An 18,422-nucleotide genomic window follows, 5' to 3' on the forward strand; every position below is an offset into this window, starting at 1 on the left:
GCCGCCCCTGCTCGTGACCAATCCGGGCAGGGCGGCGCGTTGTGCAGTACCACCATCGAGAGGAGCACGGCCATGGAGCCGATGATCAGGGAGCGCCGTCTCCCGCCGCCCGAGCTCGGGCCGATGCTCGCCGCCGCCCGGATGCGGGCCGGGCTGCGCGGGCGCGAGGCGGCACGGCTGCTCGGTCTGTCCCAGAGCTACCTGGTGCGGTTGGAGTCCGGGCAGCGGGTGCCCTCCATGACGGTCGCCGGCAGGCTGGCCGAGCGGTTGGGGCTGAGCGAGGACGAGCGAGCGGCGCTACTGACCGCGGCGGTCGACGACGCCGGCGCGGACCATCCGGCCCGGACCACAGCCGCAACCCACCCCCGGTGATCGACGTCGCTGATCCCCGCCCATACTGATGCGTCACATTCGCGCGGGACCGGGGGGCAATCCGTGGCCAACATCAGCTTCGGGATCTTCATGCTGGTCTTCGTGACTTGCATGTCCGTGTTCATGGTGCGGGCCGCATGGCTTCACTGGATCGACTCCGATCGCGCACCAGAGATGCCCGGAGTCCGCACGACGAACCCGTCCGTGATCAGGGGACACGAAAGGGGGATCGTGCCCCTCGCAGGCTGGCTGGCACTGACGAACGCATCAATCCTGATCGGCTTGATCAACAGCCAGGCCACGACGGGCGTCGCCCTAGTTCTTCTGTTCAGCTCCTTCGTGATGCTGCTCCTGCACGCCTCGGTCGCATGGTTCAACTGGCCCAAGTTCCTCGTACCGCCGCACCTGCGTCACGACACCGGGTCAATCGTCGAGTGGTACGAGCACCGCCGAGACCTCCGCGCAGCCCTCGCCGAGGCCGCCGAGCGTGATGCCCTAGGACATCGTTCTGACCCTCGATAAGCCATGTTATCGAGGGTCAGGCCGGTAGACTGATGGCATGTCAGCCGAACTGGTCCCCGCCTCCGTGCCGCTGCCCGCCACGGTCGACTCCACCGTCTCGGACAGCACCCGGGACCGGCTCGACCGCTCGGTGCCGGAGAATACCCGCCGCGCCTACGCCCGCCAGTGGAACATCTTCACCGACTGGTGCGGCTCGACCGGGCGCACCCCGATGCCGGCCACCGCGCACACCCTCGCGGAGTACGTCAGCCACCTCGCCGACCTCGACCGCGCCCCCAGCACCATCGAGCAGGCCATCGCAGCGATCCGCACCGCCCACCGGACCGCCGGGCACCGCGGCCTGCCCGAGACCGACGCCGCCCTGGCCGTACTGAAGGTCCACCGACGGGACCGGGCCGCCGCGGGCAAGCGGAAGCGGAAGGCTCCGCCGGTCACCCTCAAGCCGCTCCGGGCGATGATCGAGGCCACCGACCCGAAGACGCCGAAGGGGCTGCGGGATCGCGCCCTGATCGTGCTCGGCTTCGCGGCGATGGCCCGCCGCTCCGAGCTCGCCGCGCTGCAGATCGAGGACATCCGGTTCACCGACGACGGGCTCACCGTTCTGGTGCGGTCCAGCAAGACCGACCAGGACGCTGTCGGTGCCGAGGCCCACATCCCGCACGGCGTCCACCCCGACACCGACCCCGTCCGCGTGGTCCGCGCCTGGCTCCAGGTCCTGGCGGAGCACGACGTCACCGCGGGTCCGCTGCTGCGCCGCATCAACCGCTGGGGCCAGCTGCAGCCCGGCGGGATGTCCGGGGCGGCCGTGAACGAGGCGGTGCAGCGGCTCGCCGAGGCCGCGGGCCTGGACGGCGCGGCGGACTTCACCGCGCACGGTCTGCGCGCCGGCGGTCCAACCGAGGCTGCGAAGGCCGGTCACCCGACCAGCTTCATCGCCGAGCACGGCCGCTGGTCCAAGACCAGCCCGCAGGTGCTGGAGTACATCCGGCCCGTCGAAAAATGGCGGGACAACCCGATGCGCGGCATCGGGCTGTGACGGGCCACGCTGGTACGACGGAGCGCTAACCGAGCAGCTTGGCCTTGGCTGCTTCGAACTCGGCGCCGGACAGGATGCCCTGCTGGAACAGTCGCCCGAGCTTGTCCAGCTCGTCGGCGACCGAGTAGCCCGGCGCCGTGGTCGGCGCGGTGGGCGTCGCCGAGGTGGCGGCCATCGCGGGGCGGACGTTGGCGGAGAGCAGGTTGCGCAGCTGCTCGTACCGGGCGCGCTGCTGCCAGGTGAACATGATCGCGTGCGTGTTGCGGGCCGTAGCCGCCGTTCGGTCGCCGTTGCCCGTCGAGGTCAGACCCCGCGGATCCGTGGCTGTCACGAAGTGGATGTGCCCGTTCCTGGCCCGGGTGGGTTCGAGGAAGTCCACCGCGACGATCTGCGGCCACGGGATGCTCGACGACCGGTTGCCGGTGAGCTTGCCCATGACGGTGCGGCTGATCTCGATCCGGTTCGGGTGCAGGGTCACCGTTGCCAGGTAGCCCTTGAACGGCAGGGGCTTCATGCCGGCGGGCGGCTGCTCGGGGAGCACTGTGGACCGCTGGCCGTTGGTCGGGACTGGCCGCACCGCCGGGGCCGGCTGGGTGCTGCGGGTCGTCTTGCCCGCGGACTTCCTGCCGCTGCCGGTGGTGTAGCTGAGCCCGGTACCCGGCGCCGAGACGCGGGTGGTCACCCGGCCGTTGGCGCGCTTGGTGACCCGGGCGCCCTTCACGCCGGCGCTGTAGCTGATGCCGGACTTGGACGCGGTGACGCGGATCGGTCCGGCCTTGAACGACTTGCGGTAGCTGAAACCCATGGCTGCCCCCTGGTGAGAGGGCCCCAGCGTGGCACCACAGCTCTGGTGATCGTCGCGGTGTTGCCGAGCCGTTACCCAGCGTGCTGGCCTTCGGCTGCTTTCAGGATGCCCGCTTGCCTGCTCGGCCGGACGATGGAGGTGGAGGCGATCGGCATGTACGAGATCCGCGCCCAGTACGGCCCTGCGAAACCGGCTCCCGACGGCCGCGCACTCCGGGGCCCCTTGCATCTCTGGCACATCTGCGAACCGCCGTCTCTCAAGGCGCTGTGTGATCAGCAACTGAGCTCCAGCGCCAAGACCTGGCCTATCGAGGACTGGAGCGGCTGGCTCCCGGGCGACGTCAGCGTCAACGAGAACCGGCGCTGCGCGGCCTGCGCGAACGCCTACGGCTCGGGCCCCGACGCCCCGACGCCGCTCTAGTCGCGGGGGTGCAGCCCCCAGGCTGGGCACTCCGGGTCGTGCGGCTCCTGCCCGCCGAGTCCTCGGCAGCGGGGGCACTTCGGCCGGTCCTCGCCGCTGGTGCCGCCCTAGGCGGAGGCGCTCCTGGGCCCGCGCGAGTCGTAGCGGCGCGTGGTCTACAGCTGTGGCCGGTGGCCGTACTCGCTGACCCAGCGCGACCCGAGCAGCACGATGTCCGCGGTCTCCACCGGCCGCCCGTTGGCCTGGTCGTAGTACGTGCGCATGATGGCCATGACCGGTGCTGCGGGCGCGCAGCCGAGTTGCTGGGCCTCGGCCCGGGTAGCCGTGCGGGCGCGGACCTGCTCGACCGGCACGCCGACGTCGACGCCGACCACCGCCATCCGGTCGGCCACACCGATACCGGCGTAGGGGCCGGCCTCCGGGAGCACGATCAGTGATCCGCCGGTGATGTCGAGCGGCTCCCAGCTCTCCGCGATCTGCACCGGCTCGCCGTTCGCCAGGTAGGTGTACCGGGTGTGCATGACGCCGTCGCCCACGGGGATCTCCAGGCGCGCGGCCACAGCCTCGCTGGCCCGGTCGGTGCCGGATTCGTGCTGCCAGCTGCCGACGACTCCCTGTTCGGCGAGCAGTTGGGCGACGGGTGAGCCCTGGCCGGCGCGGACGCGCTGACGGCGGAACATGACCGTCGGCGCTGCCTGGCTGCGGACGTAGTGGCCAGCTCCGGGGCGGGAGATGACGAGGCCCTCGTCGACGAGCAGCGCGTAGGCGCGCTGTCCGACGGTGCCGCTGTAGCCGAACTCGTCGGACAACTCGGTCAGCGAGGGGAGGCGCGCGCCCGCTTCGAGTGCGCCGGTAGCGATCCGGGTGCGGAGAGCGTCGGCGACCTGCAAATACGGCGGTGTCGCCTCGGTGTCGGTCACATTCACTCCCTAGCACGGTCGAGCGGTAGTGACAGGGTATCGACACCGTCGCTACTGTATTGGCACAGTCACACCGTGCTAATAGGGGTCGGTATGCAGCTCAGCACCCGTGCGTCCACATTGCTCGCCGAAGTCGAGGACGCGGCGCACGCCCCGGCGCAGGTAACCCGGGTCGGCGCACGCCTGCGCATCGCCGCACCCATCGCCGCCGACCTCACGATCGCTCAGTTCCAGTGCGCCTTAGAGGTGGTGCAGCGGGGCGACGACTGGGGCAGCACCAGCGCCAACGGCACGGTCATCGTCTGGTCCGAGATCAACGAGACGGAGGTGCCATGAGCCAAACCGTCGAGGTCTACCTGACCCCGTCCTGCCGCAGTGGAAAGCGTGACCCGAACTTCCCCTACGGGCACTCGCACTGCAACGCCCCGGGCTACGAGCATCCCGCGCTCGGCTGGATCGACGTTCCGTGCGGGTGCGACTGCCACACCAAGACCACGGAGGCGGCGCGGTGATGGGTGACTTCCTGGGCGAGGACCGCCCCTCGGACCTGCCGCGCGTGGCCAGCCTGACGGATCCGCTGACGTTCACTCCGCCGAAGCCGGTCCCGAACTGCTCCGAGTGCCAGCGCTACGTCCGGCTCGCCGCGAAGGTAGCCGGCGACGGGAGCGCCTCGACGGACGTCCGTGTGCTGCTGTCCCGCCACCTGACCGAGGACCACGCGGCGCAATGATCTCCCGTCCGGCCGGCCCCCTGCGGTGGTGCCGCGGCCGGACGGGGAACGCCGCCCGGGTCGCCTTGGTCTGCAGGGCACCCGGGCGGCACCAGACGGCCGCCCGTCGCCTGTGGAGGGACGACGGGCGGCAACACCTCGGGGTGCCGGCGTAGGCGCATCCGCCGGCACCCCCACCACCGAGGAGCAGCACCATGGACGTGGACGACGACGGACCGCCGGAGCGGCATCCGCTGCCGCTGTACGGGCCGCTGATCCCGAACGAGGTCCTCGGACCGTGCCCGACATGGTGCGACGGGATCCACGCACCCGCGGAGGAGTGGGGCGTCGGCCAGTACCACTCCGCCGCGCCCGTCGAGCTGGAGGTCGCCACCACAACGGGCATGCTGGCGCTGCGGGCGATGGCGGAGATCACCCAGTACCCGCGGGCCGAAGACCCAGCGAAGCGGCAGATCTACGTGTCGATGGCTTGGGAGGACGGCTGCCAAGAGTACGAGCCTGAGGACATCGCCAACGTCGCCGACGCCCTGGCCGTGTACGCCGAGCAGCTGCGCGCGCTGGCTGTGCGGGTTGTCGAGCTGCGGGCCGCTGACGAGGTGCAGCAGGCGCGGTAAAACTACGCGGATCGCTACAGCCGGGCCGACCGAAGGGTGTCCGCGGCGCCGGACACCCCCGCGTGAGGTTGCGACACCCCGCGGGGGAGTCACAAATCCCGGTAGTCCCGTGGGCAGAGTGAAGGTGATCGACGGGCCGCAGCCGCAGAGGCGACGTAGCGTTGAAGTCCCAGATGGGACGTGGTCACCATGTCGGATCAGCAACCCAGGACGCCCGGCCCGGAACCGCCTCCGGCGTCCACCCGATGGCAGCCGGGCGCGCTGCCGCAGAACACCCAGTGGCAGCAGCAGCCAACCGTGATCGCCCCGCCGGGCACCGTGGTGCCGAAGTCGCCGGGGATCGCCGTGATCGCGTCGCTCTTCCTGCCCGGCCTCGGCTCGATGATCAGCGGGAATGTTGCCATCGGCGTGATGATCCTGTGCCTGTGGCTGGCGTCGTGGCTGCTGACAGTGATCCTTATCGGCTTCGTCGGAGTGTTCGTGTTCTGGGTGTGGGGGATGGCCCAGGCATACCGTGACGCGGTTTCGTGGAACCGCCACCACGGCATGATCAGCTGAGCCGGCCTCCGACCCCGCACCAGGTGCGACCGACCCGGAGCAGGCGGACGCTGGAGCCATGACCGATCATCCCGAGCATTCCGCCGCCCATCGGCCGCACGTCGTGGTGCACCCCGTGGTCGAGGCCCCGCGGCCGTTCCGACGCGTCGACATCCTGGGCATGTACGTGGGCAGCGCGTACGGCGTCGTCGACGTGATCGAGTTCACCCGCCGCGCCGGACTGGACGACATCACCCTCGACGACCCGGAGTCGGTGCGGTGGCAGGGCGGCGGCCCCGAGGTGTGGAGCGTCGAATAGGGCCGTCGACACCATTCGGTTGCCCTGCCCGAGGTGGCCATCAGCCCGAGGGGCCCAGACCCTTGATTGCCTGACCAGGCAGGGGGAAGATGCTTGGTCCGGCCGGCGGGCCGGGGTCCGGGGCGACCTGGTGCTGAGCGGCCTCACGGTCGCCCCCAGGACCATTCGGCCCTGCGAGTCGTGACCCAGACGGTCACGGCCGGCCAGCACCCGAGGGGCACGCACTGGCGCGTACCCGTGCGACCCGGGCTGCGCGGCGGCACGAAGATCAGCGGGGAGGGAGGCGCAGCACCCCCGCCGCAGTAGCCGCTCCGGGCTGCTGGACGGTGCCGGATCACCCGCCTCCCTGCCTCCCTAAACAGCCATCTATGCAGGTCAGCCCGAGGGAGGCGGCCCAGGGAGGCGGTGAGGGAGAACTCCCCGCCTCCCCGGCCGCCTCCCCGGATCAAAACTCGTCGGAGTCGCCCTCCGCGGCCCGCTCGGCAAGGGCTTCCAAGACCCGATCCCGGCTGACGACCATGTTGCCGTTGGACTTGTACGGCGCCGCCCCGAACGGCTCCAGTGCCTGCTTGAGATCGGATGCGGTCCAGCTGCGGTACTCGGCCGGGTTGAGGACGGTCAGCCGCTGGCGGATGTCGTCGGTGCCGACGCGGGCCTCGTCGCCGATCACAGTGGCGATGTCGGCCAGGTGGTCGACCGGCGCGGCCGGCTCGACGCCGCGGGTGGTGACGCCGGAGCGCAGGGCCTTGGCGCGGTCGGTGATCTGCATGGCCTCCTCGTCGTTGACGTAGTGCGTGCGCACGTTCAGCGACACCTGGCCGGGCGGGAGCTGCACGCCGTCGCCGGCGACGACCAGCTGTCCCTTGTCCAGGCCCTGCCGCAGCTTGTGCGGCGCAGCACCCGCCTCGACCGGGGACTCGCCGAGCGCCATCTTGGCCTGCGACTCCGTGCCCAGGACCAGCGCGGCCCGGATGTGGTTGCCCTCGCGCGAACGCTTGGGCAGGTTCTGGTCGGTCGGGTCCTGGGTGCCCTCCCAGATCGTGACGTTCACCGCCCGCCCCTGGTCGTGGATGCCCTTCACGGCCTGGAAGTAGCGGCTGAGGGCCTTGGCGCCGCCGTAGGGCCGCTTGTCCACGCCGATGGCGCCGGAGCCGTAGGCGACCTGGGCCTCGTCGACGATGACGACCAGGGGCGGGAACACGGTGCCCTTGGGTGCCATCAGGCGGCGCTGCTGCTCGGCGAACACGGCCTCGACCATCTCGGTCACGGCGATGACGTGCTCGTCGGTCGGGCCCTCGATCAGGACCGAGGCCAGGCCCTCGAACATCTCCCAGTCCCCAACGCCCTTGAGGTCCCCGATGCGGAAGTCGACGGTGGGGTCGAGGGCGAGCCACAGCGCCAGGGCCCGCAGGCTGGCGGTCTTGCCCTGGTTGGACAGGCCGGTCACCAGCACGTGTTTCTGGAACAGGCTGAGGCTGGCGGCGTCGCCACGCAGGTCCAGGCCCCAGGGTGCGCGGCCTGTCTTGTAGCTGGCGGTCATGGTGGGGTCGGTGACCAGCGGCGAGGCGGGCACGGGCTCGTCCAGGGCGCCACTGTCCGCGATCCACAGACGCACGGTGCGGGCGGCAGGGGCGACGCTGATGTACAGCTCATGCTCGTGGCGGCCCATGTTCTCCGCCAGCTTCCGGCGCCGGTTCATGACGTCCTCGGTCGACGAGCCGGTGGGCAGATGGACGTCGACCTCGACCCCGCAGCCGGCCATGGTGATCGGGCCGAGCATCGCGGCCCCGGCGTCGCCCATCTCCTTGATGGAGGTGCGCAGCGGGGCGACGCCCAGGTCGCGCAGGGCGACGACGACGATCGACGGGGTGATCGGCGCGCCCTCATTGCTGAGCTTGCCGCCGGGCAGCATCCACGCCGGAGCCGCGCCGTGCTTACGGCCGACCGCCCACAGCGCCGCCAGGGCGACGAACGGGACCGCGGTCAGGGTCGGGTCCCACAGGAACGCGACGACGGCGCAGACCCACGCCACGGTGTCGACGGCGCCGGTGACCGGGACCAGGACGTCGGCGATCTGGTGCTCGGCAATCGCCATGACGATGCCGATGACGAGGAGCGTGCCGACGCCCAGGACGGTCGCGATGGCGGCGCCGCGGGCGACGTGGATCGGTGCGGCGAGCAGGTCCATGCGGCGCCGGTGGCGGGCGGCGCGGAACGAGGCCCCGCGCGCTTCCCACTCCTGCGCGGCCTCGACGTTGCCGACGGCCTCCGCCGCGCGGATCATCCGCTCGTACCGGGCCGCTGTACGCCCGTCCCAGGCCCGGCGGCCGGCGACCAGTCCGCCGGCGACCACGAACGAGGGGTGACGGACTAGGAAGCGGCCGAGCGCGGCCGTGCGCTCATGGGTGGCAGCCACCCGCACGGCACGGGTGCTACGCCGAACCAGCCCCGGGCGCCCCGGCGGAGCGCTGATGGCCTCGGCGGCCAGCTGCTCGGCGCCGGTGCTGATGACGGTGCCCTCGATGGGCTGGCGCGGCCCGGGGACCGTCTTGTCGAGCCGGACGGGCTGCGGGTGCCCGTTGACCCTGTCGGTGATGGCCATCAGCGGGACCTGACCTGTGCGGTCGGGTGCTTGGCCCGCCAGTAGAGGGCGGCGACCAGCAGGAGCAGGACGGCGCCCGGCTGGGCGACGATCCACGGCACCAGCACGGTGGTCGCGGGGACCACGACGGCGCGCAGCTGGTAGCAGAGGAGGAGCAGCAGGCCGAGCAGGAGCAGGGTCGAGGGGCGGGCGGTGCGGAGCATCGGTACCTCCGGAGGGTGGGGCCGGGCAGCGCGGCCTTCAGAGACTGAAGGGGCCGAGGCTGCCCGGACGGGGTGGGCTACTGCTTGGGTTTGGCCGCGGCGTGCGGTGTGGCCGAGTGGTGCGGCGTGAGGGTCACGTGGATGGCCGGGTGATGGGCCGGAGTGCTGGCGGCCTCGCCTCGGGCCATCAGGCAGACAGCGAGGAGAGCGACCGCGACGGCGGCTACGCCTTTGAAGGTCATGGCGGTCACCCGGCCGTGATGCGGGCGAGGGTACGGAAGACGGTCACAGGTATCCCTCGGTTCCGGCCTGGGCTTCGGCTTCCTGGGCCTGCTTGGCGGCACGGGAAAGGACGGTGCGGATGTAGGCGGTATCCACGGCGAGGCCGCTCTGAGCCAGGTGCAGGGCGATGTCGGCGGGCGTCGCCTCGGGGTGAAGCATCGATGATGCGGCGAGGATCGCGGCCGTCTTCGTCGCCGGGAGCGCGGCATCGTCCGACTCCGTGAGCTGGGGCGCATCATCAGGCGCATCACCGTGCATCACAGGCACCGGCCCCACCTGACCAGTCATGGCGGCGAGGTACTGGGCGACGTCGCCGGCGAGGTCGAACCACTCCGTGGCGCCAACCCGCTGCTCGGCGAAACGCAGGTGGAGATCCCGCTCCGTGCGCGCGTTGCCGTGGACGACCAGGAGCACGTCCTCCATACGCAGGCACAGGGTGTCGATGCGCCGCTTGAGGTTCTGCGACGTGCCGATCTTGACCCGGTCGCCGTTCTGCACGAAGTACACGATCGGCGGGTGCGCCGAGCCCAGGAGCGCAGCCACGTCGGCGACCCGGACCCCTGGCGTTCCCGCCAGCTCCCCGGTGGGCTGACGCCGCGACGCCTTGCGCTTCTGCTCCCTGTCGAGCGCGGCATGGACGACCTTGCCGAAGCTCTCCCGGGTGGCGTCGAGTTCCCGACGCAGCTGGGCACTGGTCCGCGAATCGGCCTGCAGCGGCTCACCCTTGGCGCCGACCGCGACGTGCTGCCCTGCGGCGGTGCCGACGCCCGGAGTACCGCGGCGGCTGGCTTCCATTGCGAGCAGCTGCGCGACGGCGTTGTCCTCGGTGCGCTGGACCTGTCGGCGGGCGGAGGCGACGGCGAGCTTCGCGGATGCCTCGGACAGGGTGATCTCGATCCACTGCCGGTCGGCTGCGGTGAGGGTGGGCTCGGTGACCTTCGCGGACACCCACCACAGCAGCTTGGCCAGGATGGAGACGGTGGCCCCGACGCAGGCGAGTGCGAGAGACCGCGACCGCATCCCTTCAACGAACAGGGCCGTCACGGTGACGGCGAGCAGGACCCACGAAAGCCTGTCTGCGACGCGTCGCCGGTCCGGCCGGTGGCGTGCGATGAACGCCAGCCCGAGGGCGGTGAGCCACGACAGGTCGAACAGGGAGGCGGCGAGGTAGGACACCCAGGTCGCGCCCAGGAGAGCGGCGATGCTGGTCGTACTCCAGATCACGGAGATCAGGGTGAGGGCCAGGACGATGCCGTGGACGCCCCGGACGACGATGGCGTCCCAGTCCTTGGGGGCCACGGGGACCAGGGTTTCCCTTGGGATGTCGACCATGACGGTGGTGCCGTCGATGGTGTGCGGCGTCCTGATGTACTCGGTGACGCTTTTGAACTTCACGGTCTACTCCAGGTGGTTCTGGTGACCGACCCTCAGCCCGAGGGTCGGTCGGTGGACGGTGTCAGTGGTCGGTGTCGGGCTGGGGGGTGGAGCGGCAGGTGCCGGCGTGGTCGTTGGCGGTGTCTCGGGCGTCGGCGTAGTCGGTGTGGCTGCTGTAGCGGCGCCGGATGGTGCAGCCGGCGCACTGCCAGGCGTAGACGGGGGTGTGGTCGCAGGGGTTGGGCTGCGGGTCGTAGGCGACGGTGAGGACGACGTGGGCGCCGCCCAGGGTGAGGAAGCGGGCGATAGTGCCCGGGGTGCTGGTCACGGTGGTGTCCTTCAGGTCCGCGGCACGGCGGTGACCTCGGCGGAACCTCCGCCACGCTGGCGGTGGTTTCTGCTGGCCTTCCGCCGGCCGCTGGGGTGGGTTGGGCTAGAACTTCACGACGGCAACGACACGGACATAGCCGGGCCTGTCGGGGACGGGTACGGGCTGGCCGGGCTCCACGGAGGAGAAGGCGATTTTGAGGCGGCACACCCCGAGCAGGACCACGTCGGGCGGGCCGATCAGGAGGACGGTCACGGCTCGCCGACCCTGCCGAGGACGGCGCGGAGGATGGCGTGGCCGACGAGGCCGAAGCCCTCGCGGTCCCGCCGCCGGCGGGTGACGGCGAGGTCGGAGAACAGGGCCGTGCGGTCCGGGGTGCGGCGGGGCTGCAGGCGGGCCAGGGCCGCCGTCTCGGTGGGCCGGGGGATGGGGAACTTGGCGGCCATCAGGACGCCTCCCCGACGGGGGGAGTGGCGTGCCGGGTGTAGGTCACCATCGACCAGCTCGCCCCGCCCCAGCGCCCTTCGATCCGCAGCACCTGAGAGAGGTGGCCGGCCGCCGCGGCGTAGCTGGACACGTGCACGTCCAACTCCAGGGCGGCGCCCAGCAGCCGGGTGGCGCGCTCCCCGTCGGGGTGGTCGACGGCGATGGACGGGCGGATGGTGTGGTCCAGTTCGATCTGCCAGACGATGGGCAGTTCGTCGAGTTCGAGGTGCGTGGCGAGCAGCAGGTGCAGGACTGTGGCAGACATCGACGCCGATGCGCGCGGCCGGGTGGTCGTCATCGCGGTCACCGGCCCGACAGGTACGAGCGGTACGCGGAGTAGTCCTCGGCGCTGGTGTCGCTGCGGTGGCAGTCGACGCACACCGGGTCGCCGTCACCGTCGGGGTGCAGGTCGCCGCAGTCCCAGGTGCGCTCGCAGACGGCGCACACGCCGGTGGTGTCCTCGGGCAGCAGGTCGACTGCGGCCTCGATCAGCGCCGCCACGTCCGCGAACTGTCCGGCCAGCGCCAGGAGCTCGCCGCGGGTGCGGCAGCGCTGGATCAGGGCCTCGTCGTGGTGCGCGCCCATGCCGAGGACGGACACGTGCAGGCCGGTGGCGGAGGCGACCAGCTCGGTGCTGACCTCCAGCTGTCCGGCGACGGCAACCTCGCCGAGTAGGCGGGTGCACTCCTCCGGGTGGCCCGCACTGTCGCACTCGGTCAGCAGGCACGGAGCGGTGGTCTCGGCGGCCTGTGCGGCGGTCCGCACGGCGGCGACCAGGGCCGGGCTCACCGGACACCGGCCAGGGCGTCGAGCTCGGCCGGGCTCTGGGCAGGCTGGGCGTGGTGCTTGCCAGCGTGGCCAGCCTGCCGTGTGCAGCTCTTTCCGTCGGCGCTGAAGTGTCCGCACTGCGGTCCGGCGTGAAGTCGGGCTAGCCGCCGCCGTGCACGGTCACGCTCGCGTCGGCACTCGCGGCATCCACGCGCCCCTTCGGGACCGACAACCGTGTTGGCCTCGTCGTAGGCGTGATCCTGCGGACACCGCGTCTTCCCGGCGTTGACCGCCGCGAGCGTGTGGCGCGACCGGAGGAGGTTCGTCCCGGGTGGCACGGCTTCCAGGTGGCCCACGTTGAGGCACCTCCGGTGCAGGCAGGTCGCACCGCCAGCGCAGGACGCGTCCCGGTTGTGGCAGGTGTGGTCGACGTGCAGGCCCTCCGGGACCGGGCCGATCAGCAACTCGTGAGCGGCACGGTGAACCAGGACGGGACCGCCGCCGAAGGACAGGACTCCGTAGCCGGTCCTCTTGGCCACGTGACCGGTCCAGATGTGGCAGCCGCCCCATCCGGCGGCGACCTTCTCCATGAGCCGGTCGATCAGCGGGCGGTCCGGCTGCAGGCTGGTGTAGTCGCCGGCCTGCTTGAGCGCCTTGAGGTGGCGCTGGTAGCAGGCGCCGCAGCGGCCCCGGCGGAGGCCGGTCTTATCGGGGTGTCCGCCGCAGTCGGCGCAGAGGTTGATGGTCATCGCACACCCGCCAGGGCAACGAACTCCGCGTTGACGGCCTCGGACGGGGTGTCCAGCTGTACGCGCCGGACCTTGAGGCTGGGGGCCGAGGAGCGCATCGGCACGACCCCGAGTCCCAAGCGTTTATACGTGGCCCGGATTTCCTCCAGGTCGGCCACCATGCGGCCGGACGGCTCGCGGGTGACCTCCCAGTCGCCGTACCTGCCCGGCATCAAGCGGCTGAGGACCTTCTTGCTGGCCCGCTTCTGCCGGTCGGCGGTGCGGGCGGCGTCGGCGGCGCGGAAGTAGGAGGCGGCTGCGGTCTCGATGTCGGCGACCGGCGGCATGTCCGCGTCGGTGAACAGCTCGGCCGCCTCGACCTCGGCCAGCTCGGGCTGCGTGGCCGGCTGGACCACGGGGGTGCGGAACTCGGAGGTTGCCGCGGTGACGCGGGCAACGATTCGAGTGGTGAACTCGCGGACGGAGCGGAGGCTCGACATGCGCGAGCGGGGTGCGAACGTGGTCTGAGGGGTGCGAAGATCCTGCACAGCCGTCTCCTTGTTTGCTCAAGGTGCTCGGTCAGGCCCTGCCCGGAGCTGGAATCTCCTGGTGGGGCCGCTTTCTCTGCTAGCGCGTTCAGTGGTGGAGGTGGTTGGCGGAGAACGTGCTCGCCTCCGTCGGACGGGGCGATCCACTGCTGGTGACCGGGCGGATGCGGGTGAGGGAGTGGGACAACGGGGAGGGGAAGGCCCGGGGCTACGCCGCCGAGATCGAGGCGACTGCGATCGGGCACGATCTGTCTCGCGGAACCTCGGCGTTCCGCCGGGCCGTGCGGGCGCGGCCCGAACTGGTGGCCAAGGCCTCGACGCGGGCCGCCGGGCCGGAGGAGGTACTGCCCGGCGACCAGGGAAAGGGGACACCGGCCGATCCGCGGTCCGCGGCACCCGCTCCGGTCCTGGTAGGAGCCGCCGCGGCGGGGGACGGCGAACCGGGTGTGTAACGGGTGTGTGAGCCCCGCCTCACCGGGGTACGGGGCGCCGCCCCGGGTGCGGCACAATGGAAGGCTGTAAACCAACCCCCTACGACGCCGGACGGTTCACCTTGGCTGAGTACATCTACACCATGCGCAAGGCACGGAAGGCTCACGGCGACAAGGTCATCCTTGACGACGTGACGCTCAGCTTCCTGCCTGGCGCGAAGATCGGCGTCGTGGGCCCCAACGGCGCGGGCAAGTCCACCGTGCTGAAGATCATGGCCGGCCTGGAGCAGCCGTCCAACGGTGATGCCTTCCTCTCCCCGGGCTACAGCGTCGGCATGCTCCTGCAGGAGCCCCCGTTGGACGAGAGCAAGACCGTCCTGGAGAACGTCGAGGACGGCGTCCGCGAGATCAAGGGGAAGCTCAACCGCTTCAACGAGATCGCCGAACTGATGGCGACCGACTACTCGGACGCGATGCTGGAGGAGATGGGCACACTCCAGGAGGAGCTCGACCACGCCAACGCCTGGGACCTGGACGCCCAACTGGAGCAGGCGATGGACGCCCTGGGCTGCCCTCCCGGGGACTGGCCGGTGAACAACCTCTCCGGTGGTGAGAAGCGCCGCGTCGCGCTCTGCAAGCTGCTGCTGGAGGCTCCCGACCTGCTGCTGCTCGACGAGCCCACCAACCACCTGGACGCCGAGTCGGTCCAGTGGCTGGAGCAGCACCTGGAGAAGTACGCCGGCACTGTCGTCGCCGTCACCCACGACCGGTACTTCCTCGACAACGTCGCCGAGTGGATCCTGGAGCTGGACCGCGGCCGCGCCTTCCCCTACGAGGGCAACTACTCCACCTACCTGGAGACCAAGGCGACCCGCCTCAAGGTCGAGGGCCAGAAGGACGCGAAGCGCGCCAAGCGCCTCAAGGAGGAGTTGGAGTGGGTCCGCTCCAACGCCAAGGGCCGCCAGGCCAAGTCCAAGGCCCGTCTGGCCCGCTACGAGGAGATGGCGGCCGAGGCGGACAAGATGCGGAAGCTGGACTTCGAGGAGATCCAGATCCCGCCGGGCCCGCGTCTGGGCAGCGTCGTGGTGGAGGTCAACAACCTCTCCAAGTCGTTCGGCGACAAGATGCTGGTCGACGACCTGAGCTTCACCCTGCCCCGCAACGGCATCGTCGGCATCATCGGCCCCAACGGCGCCGGCAAGACCACGCTGTTCAAGATGCTGCTCGGCCTGGAGGAGCCCGACACGGGCACCGTCCGCATCGGTGACACCGTCAAGGTCTCCTACGTCGACCAGACCCGTGCCAACATCGACCCCAAGAAGACGCTGTGGGCCGTCGTCTCCGACGAACTGGACTACATCAACGTCGGCCAGGTCGAGATGCCGTCCCGCGCCTATGTCTCGGCGTTCGGCTTCAAGGGCCCGGACCAGCAGAAGCCCGCGGGCATCCTCTCCGGTGGTGAGCGCAACCGCCTCAACCTGGCGCTGACCCTGAAGGTCGGCGGGAACCTGCTGCTGCTCGACGAGCCCACCAACGACCTGGACGTCGAGACCCTCAGTTCGCTGGAGAACGCGCTGCTGGAGTTCCCCGGCTGCGCCGTGGTCATCTCCCACGACCGCTGGTTCCTGGACCGGGTCGCCACCCACATCCTCGCCTACGAGGGCGACTCCAAGTGGTACTGGTTCGAAGGCAACTTCGAGTCCTACGAGAAGAACAAGATCGACCGCCTGGGCGCAGACGCGGCCCGTCCGCACCGCGCCACCTACAAGAAGCTCACCCGCGGCTGATCCAAGCGACACCCGCCCGCGACACCGCCGGGGCAGGCTCTGCGGCAGCAGATGACCGCACCGCCCGCCCCGGCTCCCTCCCAGCCCCGTTCTGGAGACCCACCGTGCCCCGCCACATATACGCTTGCCCGCTGCGCTGGTCCGACATGGACGCGTTCGGACACGTCAACAACGTGGTCTTTCTGCGCTATCTCGAGGAGGCGCGGATCGACTTCACCTTCACCAATGCCGGAGAGGCCGGTGAGAAGGCGTTCTCCGAGGGCTCCGTGGTGGCGCGGCACGAGGTCGACTACCTCCGTCCCCTGGTCTACCGGCCGGAGCCGATCATCATCGAGACCTGGCTGACCAAGCTCGGCAACGCCTCCTTCACGGTCGCCTACGAGATCAAGGACGAGGAGACCGTCTACGTCCGCGCCTCCACGATCGTGGTCCCCTACGACCTGGCCGCGGCCCGTCCCCGTCGGCTCACCCCCGGCGAGCGCGCGTTCCTGTTCGACTACCTGGAAACCGCAGCGGTAGCCGCGTGACCACCGTGACCGCGCTCCGGTTCGCCGACCCTGGGGAGCTGCCCGAACTGGGCGCCTTCCTCACCAGGCTGCTCCGCTACGACAAGGCTGCCGCCGTCCGGTTGCAGACCGCGAAGGGGGCCCTGGCCGTCTTCGGTCGGCTGCCGCTGGGCGAGAGCGGACCACTGGTGGTGCGGACCGTGCCGCTGGCCGAGGGCCAGGGGACAGAACTGGACACGACCGTCTCGGCGGGGCAGCTGCTGGACGGCATCGACGGCGATACGGATGGTGAGGGTGATGGCAGCGGCGTCTCCGGCACCGGCGACCTGATCCTCCCGCCGCCGGTCACCGGACCCTCCTGGGCCGGGCTGCTGCCGCCGCGCACCTCCTGGGAGCACGTCACCGACCTCGACACGGCCCTGCTGGACGCCGCCGTTCGGGCCGCGATCACCGAGTTCCGTCGGGACGGCGCCGACCCCGACGCCCTGGCCGAGTCGATCTGGTCCCGGCAGCTGCACCCCAGCGGGCTGACCATGCGCGCCGCACACGCCGCCCATCTGATCGGCCTGCTCCGGCAGTCCCGGACGCTCGCCCTGCACCGGCACCCCGCCTGGCTGCGGATCACCGCCCCACGCGGCGCAGTGATCATCCGCAGGGCTCCGGCCCTCGGCGCGGGCCTGGGCCTGTCCCCCACCCGCTGAACGACAGTCCGATGGACAACGGCCCAACGGACGACGGCCCGCTGAACAACGGCCCGACGACGCGGATGACGACGACGCAGATGACGCCGCCGCTTGACCCTCGACCTGGTCGAGCCAGCAGAGTCACGGCTGTGGAGAGCCAGACAGATTTGCTCAGCATCGGCGAGATGGCCCGAGCCAGCGGACTGACCGTCAGCGCCCTGCGGTTCTACGACGGCGCGGGAGTCCTGCTCCCGGTCCGAGTGGATCCGGGTACCGGCTACCGCTGGTACGGGCCCGACCAGCGCGCCGAGGCGCGACTGCTGGCCCGGCTGCGCCGGGTCGGTATGCCGTTGGCGGACCTGCGGCTGGTCCTGGCCGGTTGGGCCGGACGGGACGCCGCGCTGGTCTGCAAGCTGCTGGACGCGCATCTGCTGCGCCTGCAGGACGGCTTGGACGATGCCCGTCGTGAGCTCTCCACGGTCCGGGACCTACTCGCCCAGAGGGAGCACCACATGTCCGACACGCCCAGCACCACCGGCACCACCGCCCCCGTACGCCTGACGCTGCCCGCCCGGGCGCTCGCCGCCGCCCTGGACGCCGTCCGCTTCGCGGTGAGTACCGATCCCGAACTGCCCATGCTCGGCGGGGTCTGCTTCGACGTCGACCCCGAGGAGCAGGCCCTGCGCCTGGTGGCCACCGACCGCTACCGCCTCGCCCACGCCCAGGTCCCCCTCGGCAAGGGCGCGACCGCCCCCGCGACGCAGGTCCTGGTCCCGGCCGCGCTGGTGGACGCCGTCCGCGCGCTGCTCGACGCCGGTGACGAGGGGGTGCTGACCATCGAGCCCGAACGCGTCTCCCTGGAGGCCGGCGGCAGCCAGGCCGGCGGTCCGGTCCTGGACCACGACTTCCCCGACTTCCGCAGGCTCACCCGGCTGTCCCCGGGCCGCAGGCTGTCCGTGGACGTCCCCGGCCTGCGCGCGGCGCTGGCCACGGCCGAGGTCCGGACCAGCCGACGGGGCCAGGACAGCCGCGACTTCGACGTCGCAGTCCTCGGCATCTCGTCCGACGGCGTCCTCACCGTCGCCAGCCGGGACGACCACCCCGCAGCCCACTTCGCCGTCAACCGCGAGTTCCTGCTGGAGGCCCTCTCCGTCCCGGCTCGGGACCAGTTGGTGCTGGAACTGGGCGGCCCGGTCGCCCCGCTCGCGATCCGGCTCCCCGACGGCGAGCACGACTTCTCGCTGCTGATGCCGGTCCGCCTCGACGACGAGTGACGCTGCGCCGTCATCAGGCAGGGGTCTGCGTCGACGCTTCCGCCCCGGAGCCGGCCCCTGCCTGCCGTGCAGTGCACAATTCCTGACGCTTGATCAGCCCTGCTCCCGTGACGCCCGGCACTCCGCCGCCCTCCGATCGCCGGTCCC

At 71.1% G+C, this 18,422-nt stretch carries 27 protein-coding genes and 1 pseudogene; 15 read left to right on the plus strand and 13 right to left on the minus strand.

Annotated elements, in window-relative coordinates:
- Positions 1-72: 72 nt before the first annotated feature.
- The 3 genes from TR46_RS15220 to TR46_RS38850 all read left to right on the plus strand — a co-directional run bounded on the left by TR46_RS15220 (position 73) and on the right by TR46_RS38850 (position 1,930).
- A complete protein-coding gene (locus TR46_RS15220) occupies positions 73-372 on the plus strand; it encodes a helix-turn-helix domain-containing protein (RefSeq protein WP_042400360.1) in 300 nt (99 codons plus the stop codon).
- A 63-nt stretch (positions 373-435) separates the two neighbouring features.
- Positions 436-894 carry a hypothetical protein gene (locus tag TR46_RS15225; RefSeq protein ID WP_042400366.1) on the plus strand — a complete coding sequence of 153 codons (459 nt, stop codon included), beginning with the start codon at positions 436-438 and terminating at the stop codon, positions 892-894.
- Positions 895-931: 37 nt separating this feature from the next.
- On the plus strand, positions 932-1,930 hold the full coding sequence (locus TR46_RS38850; protein WP_042400372.1) for a tyrosine-type recombinase/integrase: 999 nt from the start codon (positions 932-934) through the stop codon (positions 1,928-1,930).
- 25 nt (positions 1,931-1,955) lie between these two features.
- Here TR46_RS38850 and TR46_RS43655 read toward each other — a convergent pair whose 3' ends face one another.
- Positions 1,956-2,735 carry a DUF4236 domain-containing protein gene (locus TR46_RS43655; RefSeq protein ID WP_063770596.1) on the minus strand — a complete coding sequence of 260 codons (780 nt, stop codon included), beginning with the start codon at positions 2,733-2,735 and terminating at the stop codon, positions 1,956-1,958.
- A 105-nt stretch (positions 2,736-2,840) separates the two neighbouring features.
- Between TR46_RS43655 and TR46_RS15240 the strand changes: the two genes are divergently transcribed.
- On the plus strand, positions 2,841-3,155 hold the full coding sequence (locus TR46_RS15240) for a hypothetical protein (RefSeq protein WP_152626498.1): 315 nt from the start codon (positions 2,841-2,843) through the stop codon (positions 3,153-3,155).
- 155 nt (positions 3,156-3,310) lie between these two features.
- Here TR46_RS15240 and TR46_RS15245 read toward each other — a convergent pair whose 3' ends face one another.
- Positions 3,311-4,075, minus strand: a complete 765-nt coding sequence (locus TR46_RS15245; RefSeq protein ID WP_042400380.1) for a GntR family transcriptional regulator — start codon at positions 4,073-4,075, stop codon at positions 3,311-3,313.
- Between the two features lie 93 nt (positions 4,076-4,168).
- On the opposite strand from TR46_RS15245, the gene TR46_RS15250 reads away from it, so the two are divergent.
- The 6 genes from TR46_RS15250 (at position 4,169) to TR46_RS15275 (ending at position 6,275) form a co-directional block, all read left to right on the plus strand.
- The gene (locus tag TR46_RS15250; RefSeq protein ID WP_042400383.1) at positions 4,169-4,411 is read left to right on the plus strand and encodes a hypothetical protein; all 243 of its coding nucleotides are present in this window, start codon (positions 4,169-4,171) and stop codon (positions 4,409-4,411) included.
- The gene (locus tag TR46_RS15255) at positions 4,408-4,587 is read left to right on the plus strand and encodes a hypothetical protein (RefSeq protein ID WP_042400385.1); all 180 of its coding nucleotides are present in this window, start codon (positions 4,408-4,410) and stop codon (positions 4,585-4,587) included. Before TR46_RS15250 ends, TR46_RS15255 begins: the two co-directional genes overlap by 4 nt.
- Entirely contained in the window at positions 4,587-4,805 is a 219-nt protein-coding gene (locus TR46_RS15260; RefSeq protein WP_042400387.1) for a hypothetical protein, read from the plus strand. Before TR46_RS15255 ends, TR46_RS15260 begins: the two co-directional genes overlap by 1 nt.
- Before the next feature lie 194 nt (positions 4,806-4,999).
- Positions 5,000-5,419, plus strand: coding sequence for a DUF6907 domain-containing protein (locus tag TR46_RS15265; protein WP_042400390.1), 420 nt, complete (start codon positions 5,000-5,002; stop codon positions 5,417-5,419).
- A gap of 180 nt (positions 5,420-5,599) precedes the next feature.
- A complete protein-coding gene (locus TR46_RS39440; protein WP_042400392.1) occupies positions 5,600-5,977 on the plus strand; it encodes a hypothetical protein in 378 nt (125 codons plus the stop codon).
- Positions 5,978-6,035: 58 nt separating this feature from the next.
- A complete protein-coding gene (locus TR46_RS15275; RefSeq protein ID WP_042400393.1) occupies positions 6,036-6,275 on the plus strand; it encodes a hypothetical protein in 240 nt (79 codons plus the stop codon).
- 445 nt (positions 6,276-6,720) lie between these two features.
- Here the strand turns inward: TR46_RS15275 and TR46_RS15280 are convergent, their stop codons facing one another.
- The 11 genes from TR46_RS15280 to TR46_RS15320 form a co-directional block, all read right to left on the minus strand.
- Positions 6,721-8,877, minus strand: a complete 2,157-nt coding sequence (locus TR46_RS15280; protein ID WP_084718509.1) for a cell division protein FtsK — start codon at positions 8,875-8,877, stop codon at positions 6,721-6,723.
- Positions 8,877-9,080, minus strand: coding sequence for a hypothetical protein (locus TR46_RS15285; RefSeq protein WP_042400396.1), 204 nt, complete (start codon positions 9,078-9,080; stop codon positions 8,877-8,879). Before TR46_RS15285 ends, TR46_RS15280 begins: the two co-directional genes overlap by 1 nt.
- A gap of 77 nt (positions 9,081-9,157) precedes the next feature.
- A complete protein-coding gene (locus TR46_RS42320; protein ID WP_161790138.1) occupies positions 9,158-9,322 on the minus strand; it encodes a hypothetical protein in 165 nt (54 codons plus the stop codon).
- A gap of 43 nt (positions 9,323-9,365) precedes the next feature.
- The gene (locus tag TR46_RS37980) at positions 9,366-10,757 is read right to left on the minus strand and encodes a GIY-YIG nuclease family protein (protein ID WP_052432828.1); all 1,392 of its coding nucleotides are present in this window, start codon (positions 10,755-10,757) and stop codon (positions 9,366-9,368) included.
- Positions 10,758-10,818: 61 nt separating this feature from the next.
- The gene (locus TR46_RS15295; RefSeq protein ID WP_042400398.1) at positions 10,819-11,064 is read right to left on the minus strand and encodes a hypothetical protein; all 246 of its coding nucleotides are present in this window, start codon (positions 11,062-11,064) and stop codon (positions 10,819-10,821) included.
- 105 nt (positions 11,065-11,169) lie between these two features.
- Complete coding sequence (locus TR46_RS42325; protein ID WP_161790139.1) at positions 11,170-11,319, minus strand: hypothetical protein; 150 nt, start codon at positions 11,317-11,319, stop codon at positions 11,170-11,172.
- Positions 11,316-11,510, minus strand: a complete 195-nt coding sequence (locus TR46_RS15300; protein WP_042400401.1) for a hypothetical protein — start codon at positions 11,508-11,510, stop codon at positions 11,316-11,318. The genes TR46_RS42325 and TR46_RS15300 overlap by 4 nt, the downstream gene beginning before the upstream one ends.
- Entirely contained in the window at positions 11,510-11,815 is a 306-nt protein-coding gene (locus tag TR46_RS15305; RefSeq protein WP_152626499.1) for a hypothetical protein, read from the minus strand. Before TR46_RS15305 ends, TR46_RS15300 begins: the two co-directional genes overlap by 1 nt.
- 38 nt (positions 11,816-11,853) lie before the next feature.
- The gene (locus TR46_RS15310) at positions 11,854-12,339 is read right to left on the minus strand and encodes a hypothetical protein (RefSeq protein ID WP_042400406.1); all 486 of its coding nucleotides are present in this window, start codon (positions 12,337-12,339) and stop codon (positions 11,854-11,856) included.
- Positions 12,336-13,067 (minus strand): HNH endonuclease, encoded by a 732-nt coding sequence (locus tag TR46_RS41105; protein WP_063770597.1) that lies wholly within the window; start codon positions 13,065-13,067, stop codon positions 12,336-12,338. The genes TR46_RS15310 and TR46_RS41105 overlap by 4 nt, the downstream gene beginning before the upstream one ends.
- Positions 13,064-13,546: a hypothetical protein gene (locus TR46_RS15320; RefSeq protein ID WP_152626500.1), complete on the minus strand. Its 483-nt coding sequence runs from the start codon at positions 13,544-13,546 to the stop codon at positions 13,064-13,066. The genes TR46_RS41105 and TR46_RS15320 overlap by 4 nt, the downstream gene beginning before the upstream one ends.
- A 143-nt stretch (positions 13,547-13,689) precedes the next feature.
- Here TR46_RS15320 and TR46_RS37985 point away from each other — a divergent pair.
- From TR46_RS37985 to TR46_RS15345, 5 genes and pseudogenes are all read left to right on the plus strand, one after another.
- Positions 13,690-14,046, plus strand: a pseudogene (locus TR46_RS37985) (single-stranded DNA-binding protein); the annotation flags it as partial.
- Positions 14,047-14,147: 101 nt separating this feature from the next.
- Positions 14,148-15,812: an energy-dependent translational throttle protein EttA gene (gene ettA, locus TR46_RS15330; protein ID WP_042400409.1), complete on the plus strand. Its 1,665-nt coding sequence runs from the start codon at positions 14,148-14,150 to the stop codon at positions 15,810-15,812.
- 104 nt (positions 15,813-15,916) lie between these two features.
- Complete coding sequence (locus tag TR46_RS15335; RefSeq protein WP_084718511.1) at positions 15,917-16,339, plus strand: acyl-CoA thioesterase; 423 nt, start codon at positions 15,917-15,919, stop codon at positions 16,337-16,339.
- Entirely contained in the window at positions 16,336-17,019 is a 684-nt protein-coding gene (locus tag TR46_RS15340; RefSeq protein ID WP_052432831.1) for a DUF8010 domain-containing protein, read from the plus strand. The genes TR46_RS15335 and TR46_RS15340 overlap by 4 nt, the downstream gene beginning before the upstream one ends.
- 131 nt (positions 17,020-17,150) lie before the next feature.
- Positions 17,151-18,275 carry a DNA polymerase III subunit beta family protein gene (locus TR46_RS15345; RefSeq protein ID WP_439654363.1) on the plus strand — a complete coding sequence of 375 codons (1,125 nt, stop codon included), beginning with the start codon at positions 17,151-17,153 and terminating at the stop codon, positions 18,273-18,275.
- Positions 18,276-18,422: the final 147 nt, after the last annotated feature.

The sequence above is a fragment of the Streptacidiphilus carbonis genome, assembly GCF_000787775.1.
GTDB classification, from domain to species: domain Bacteria; phylum Actinomycetota; class Actinomycetes; order Streptomycetales; family Streptomycetaceae; genus Streptacidiphilus; species Streptacidiphilus carbonis.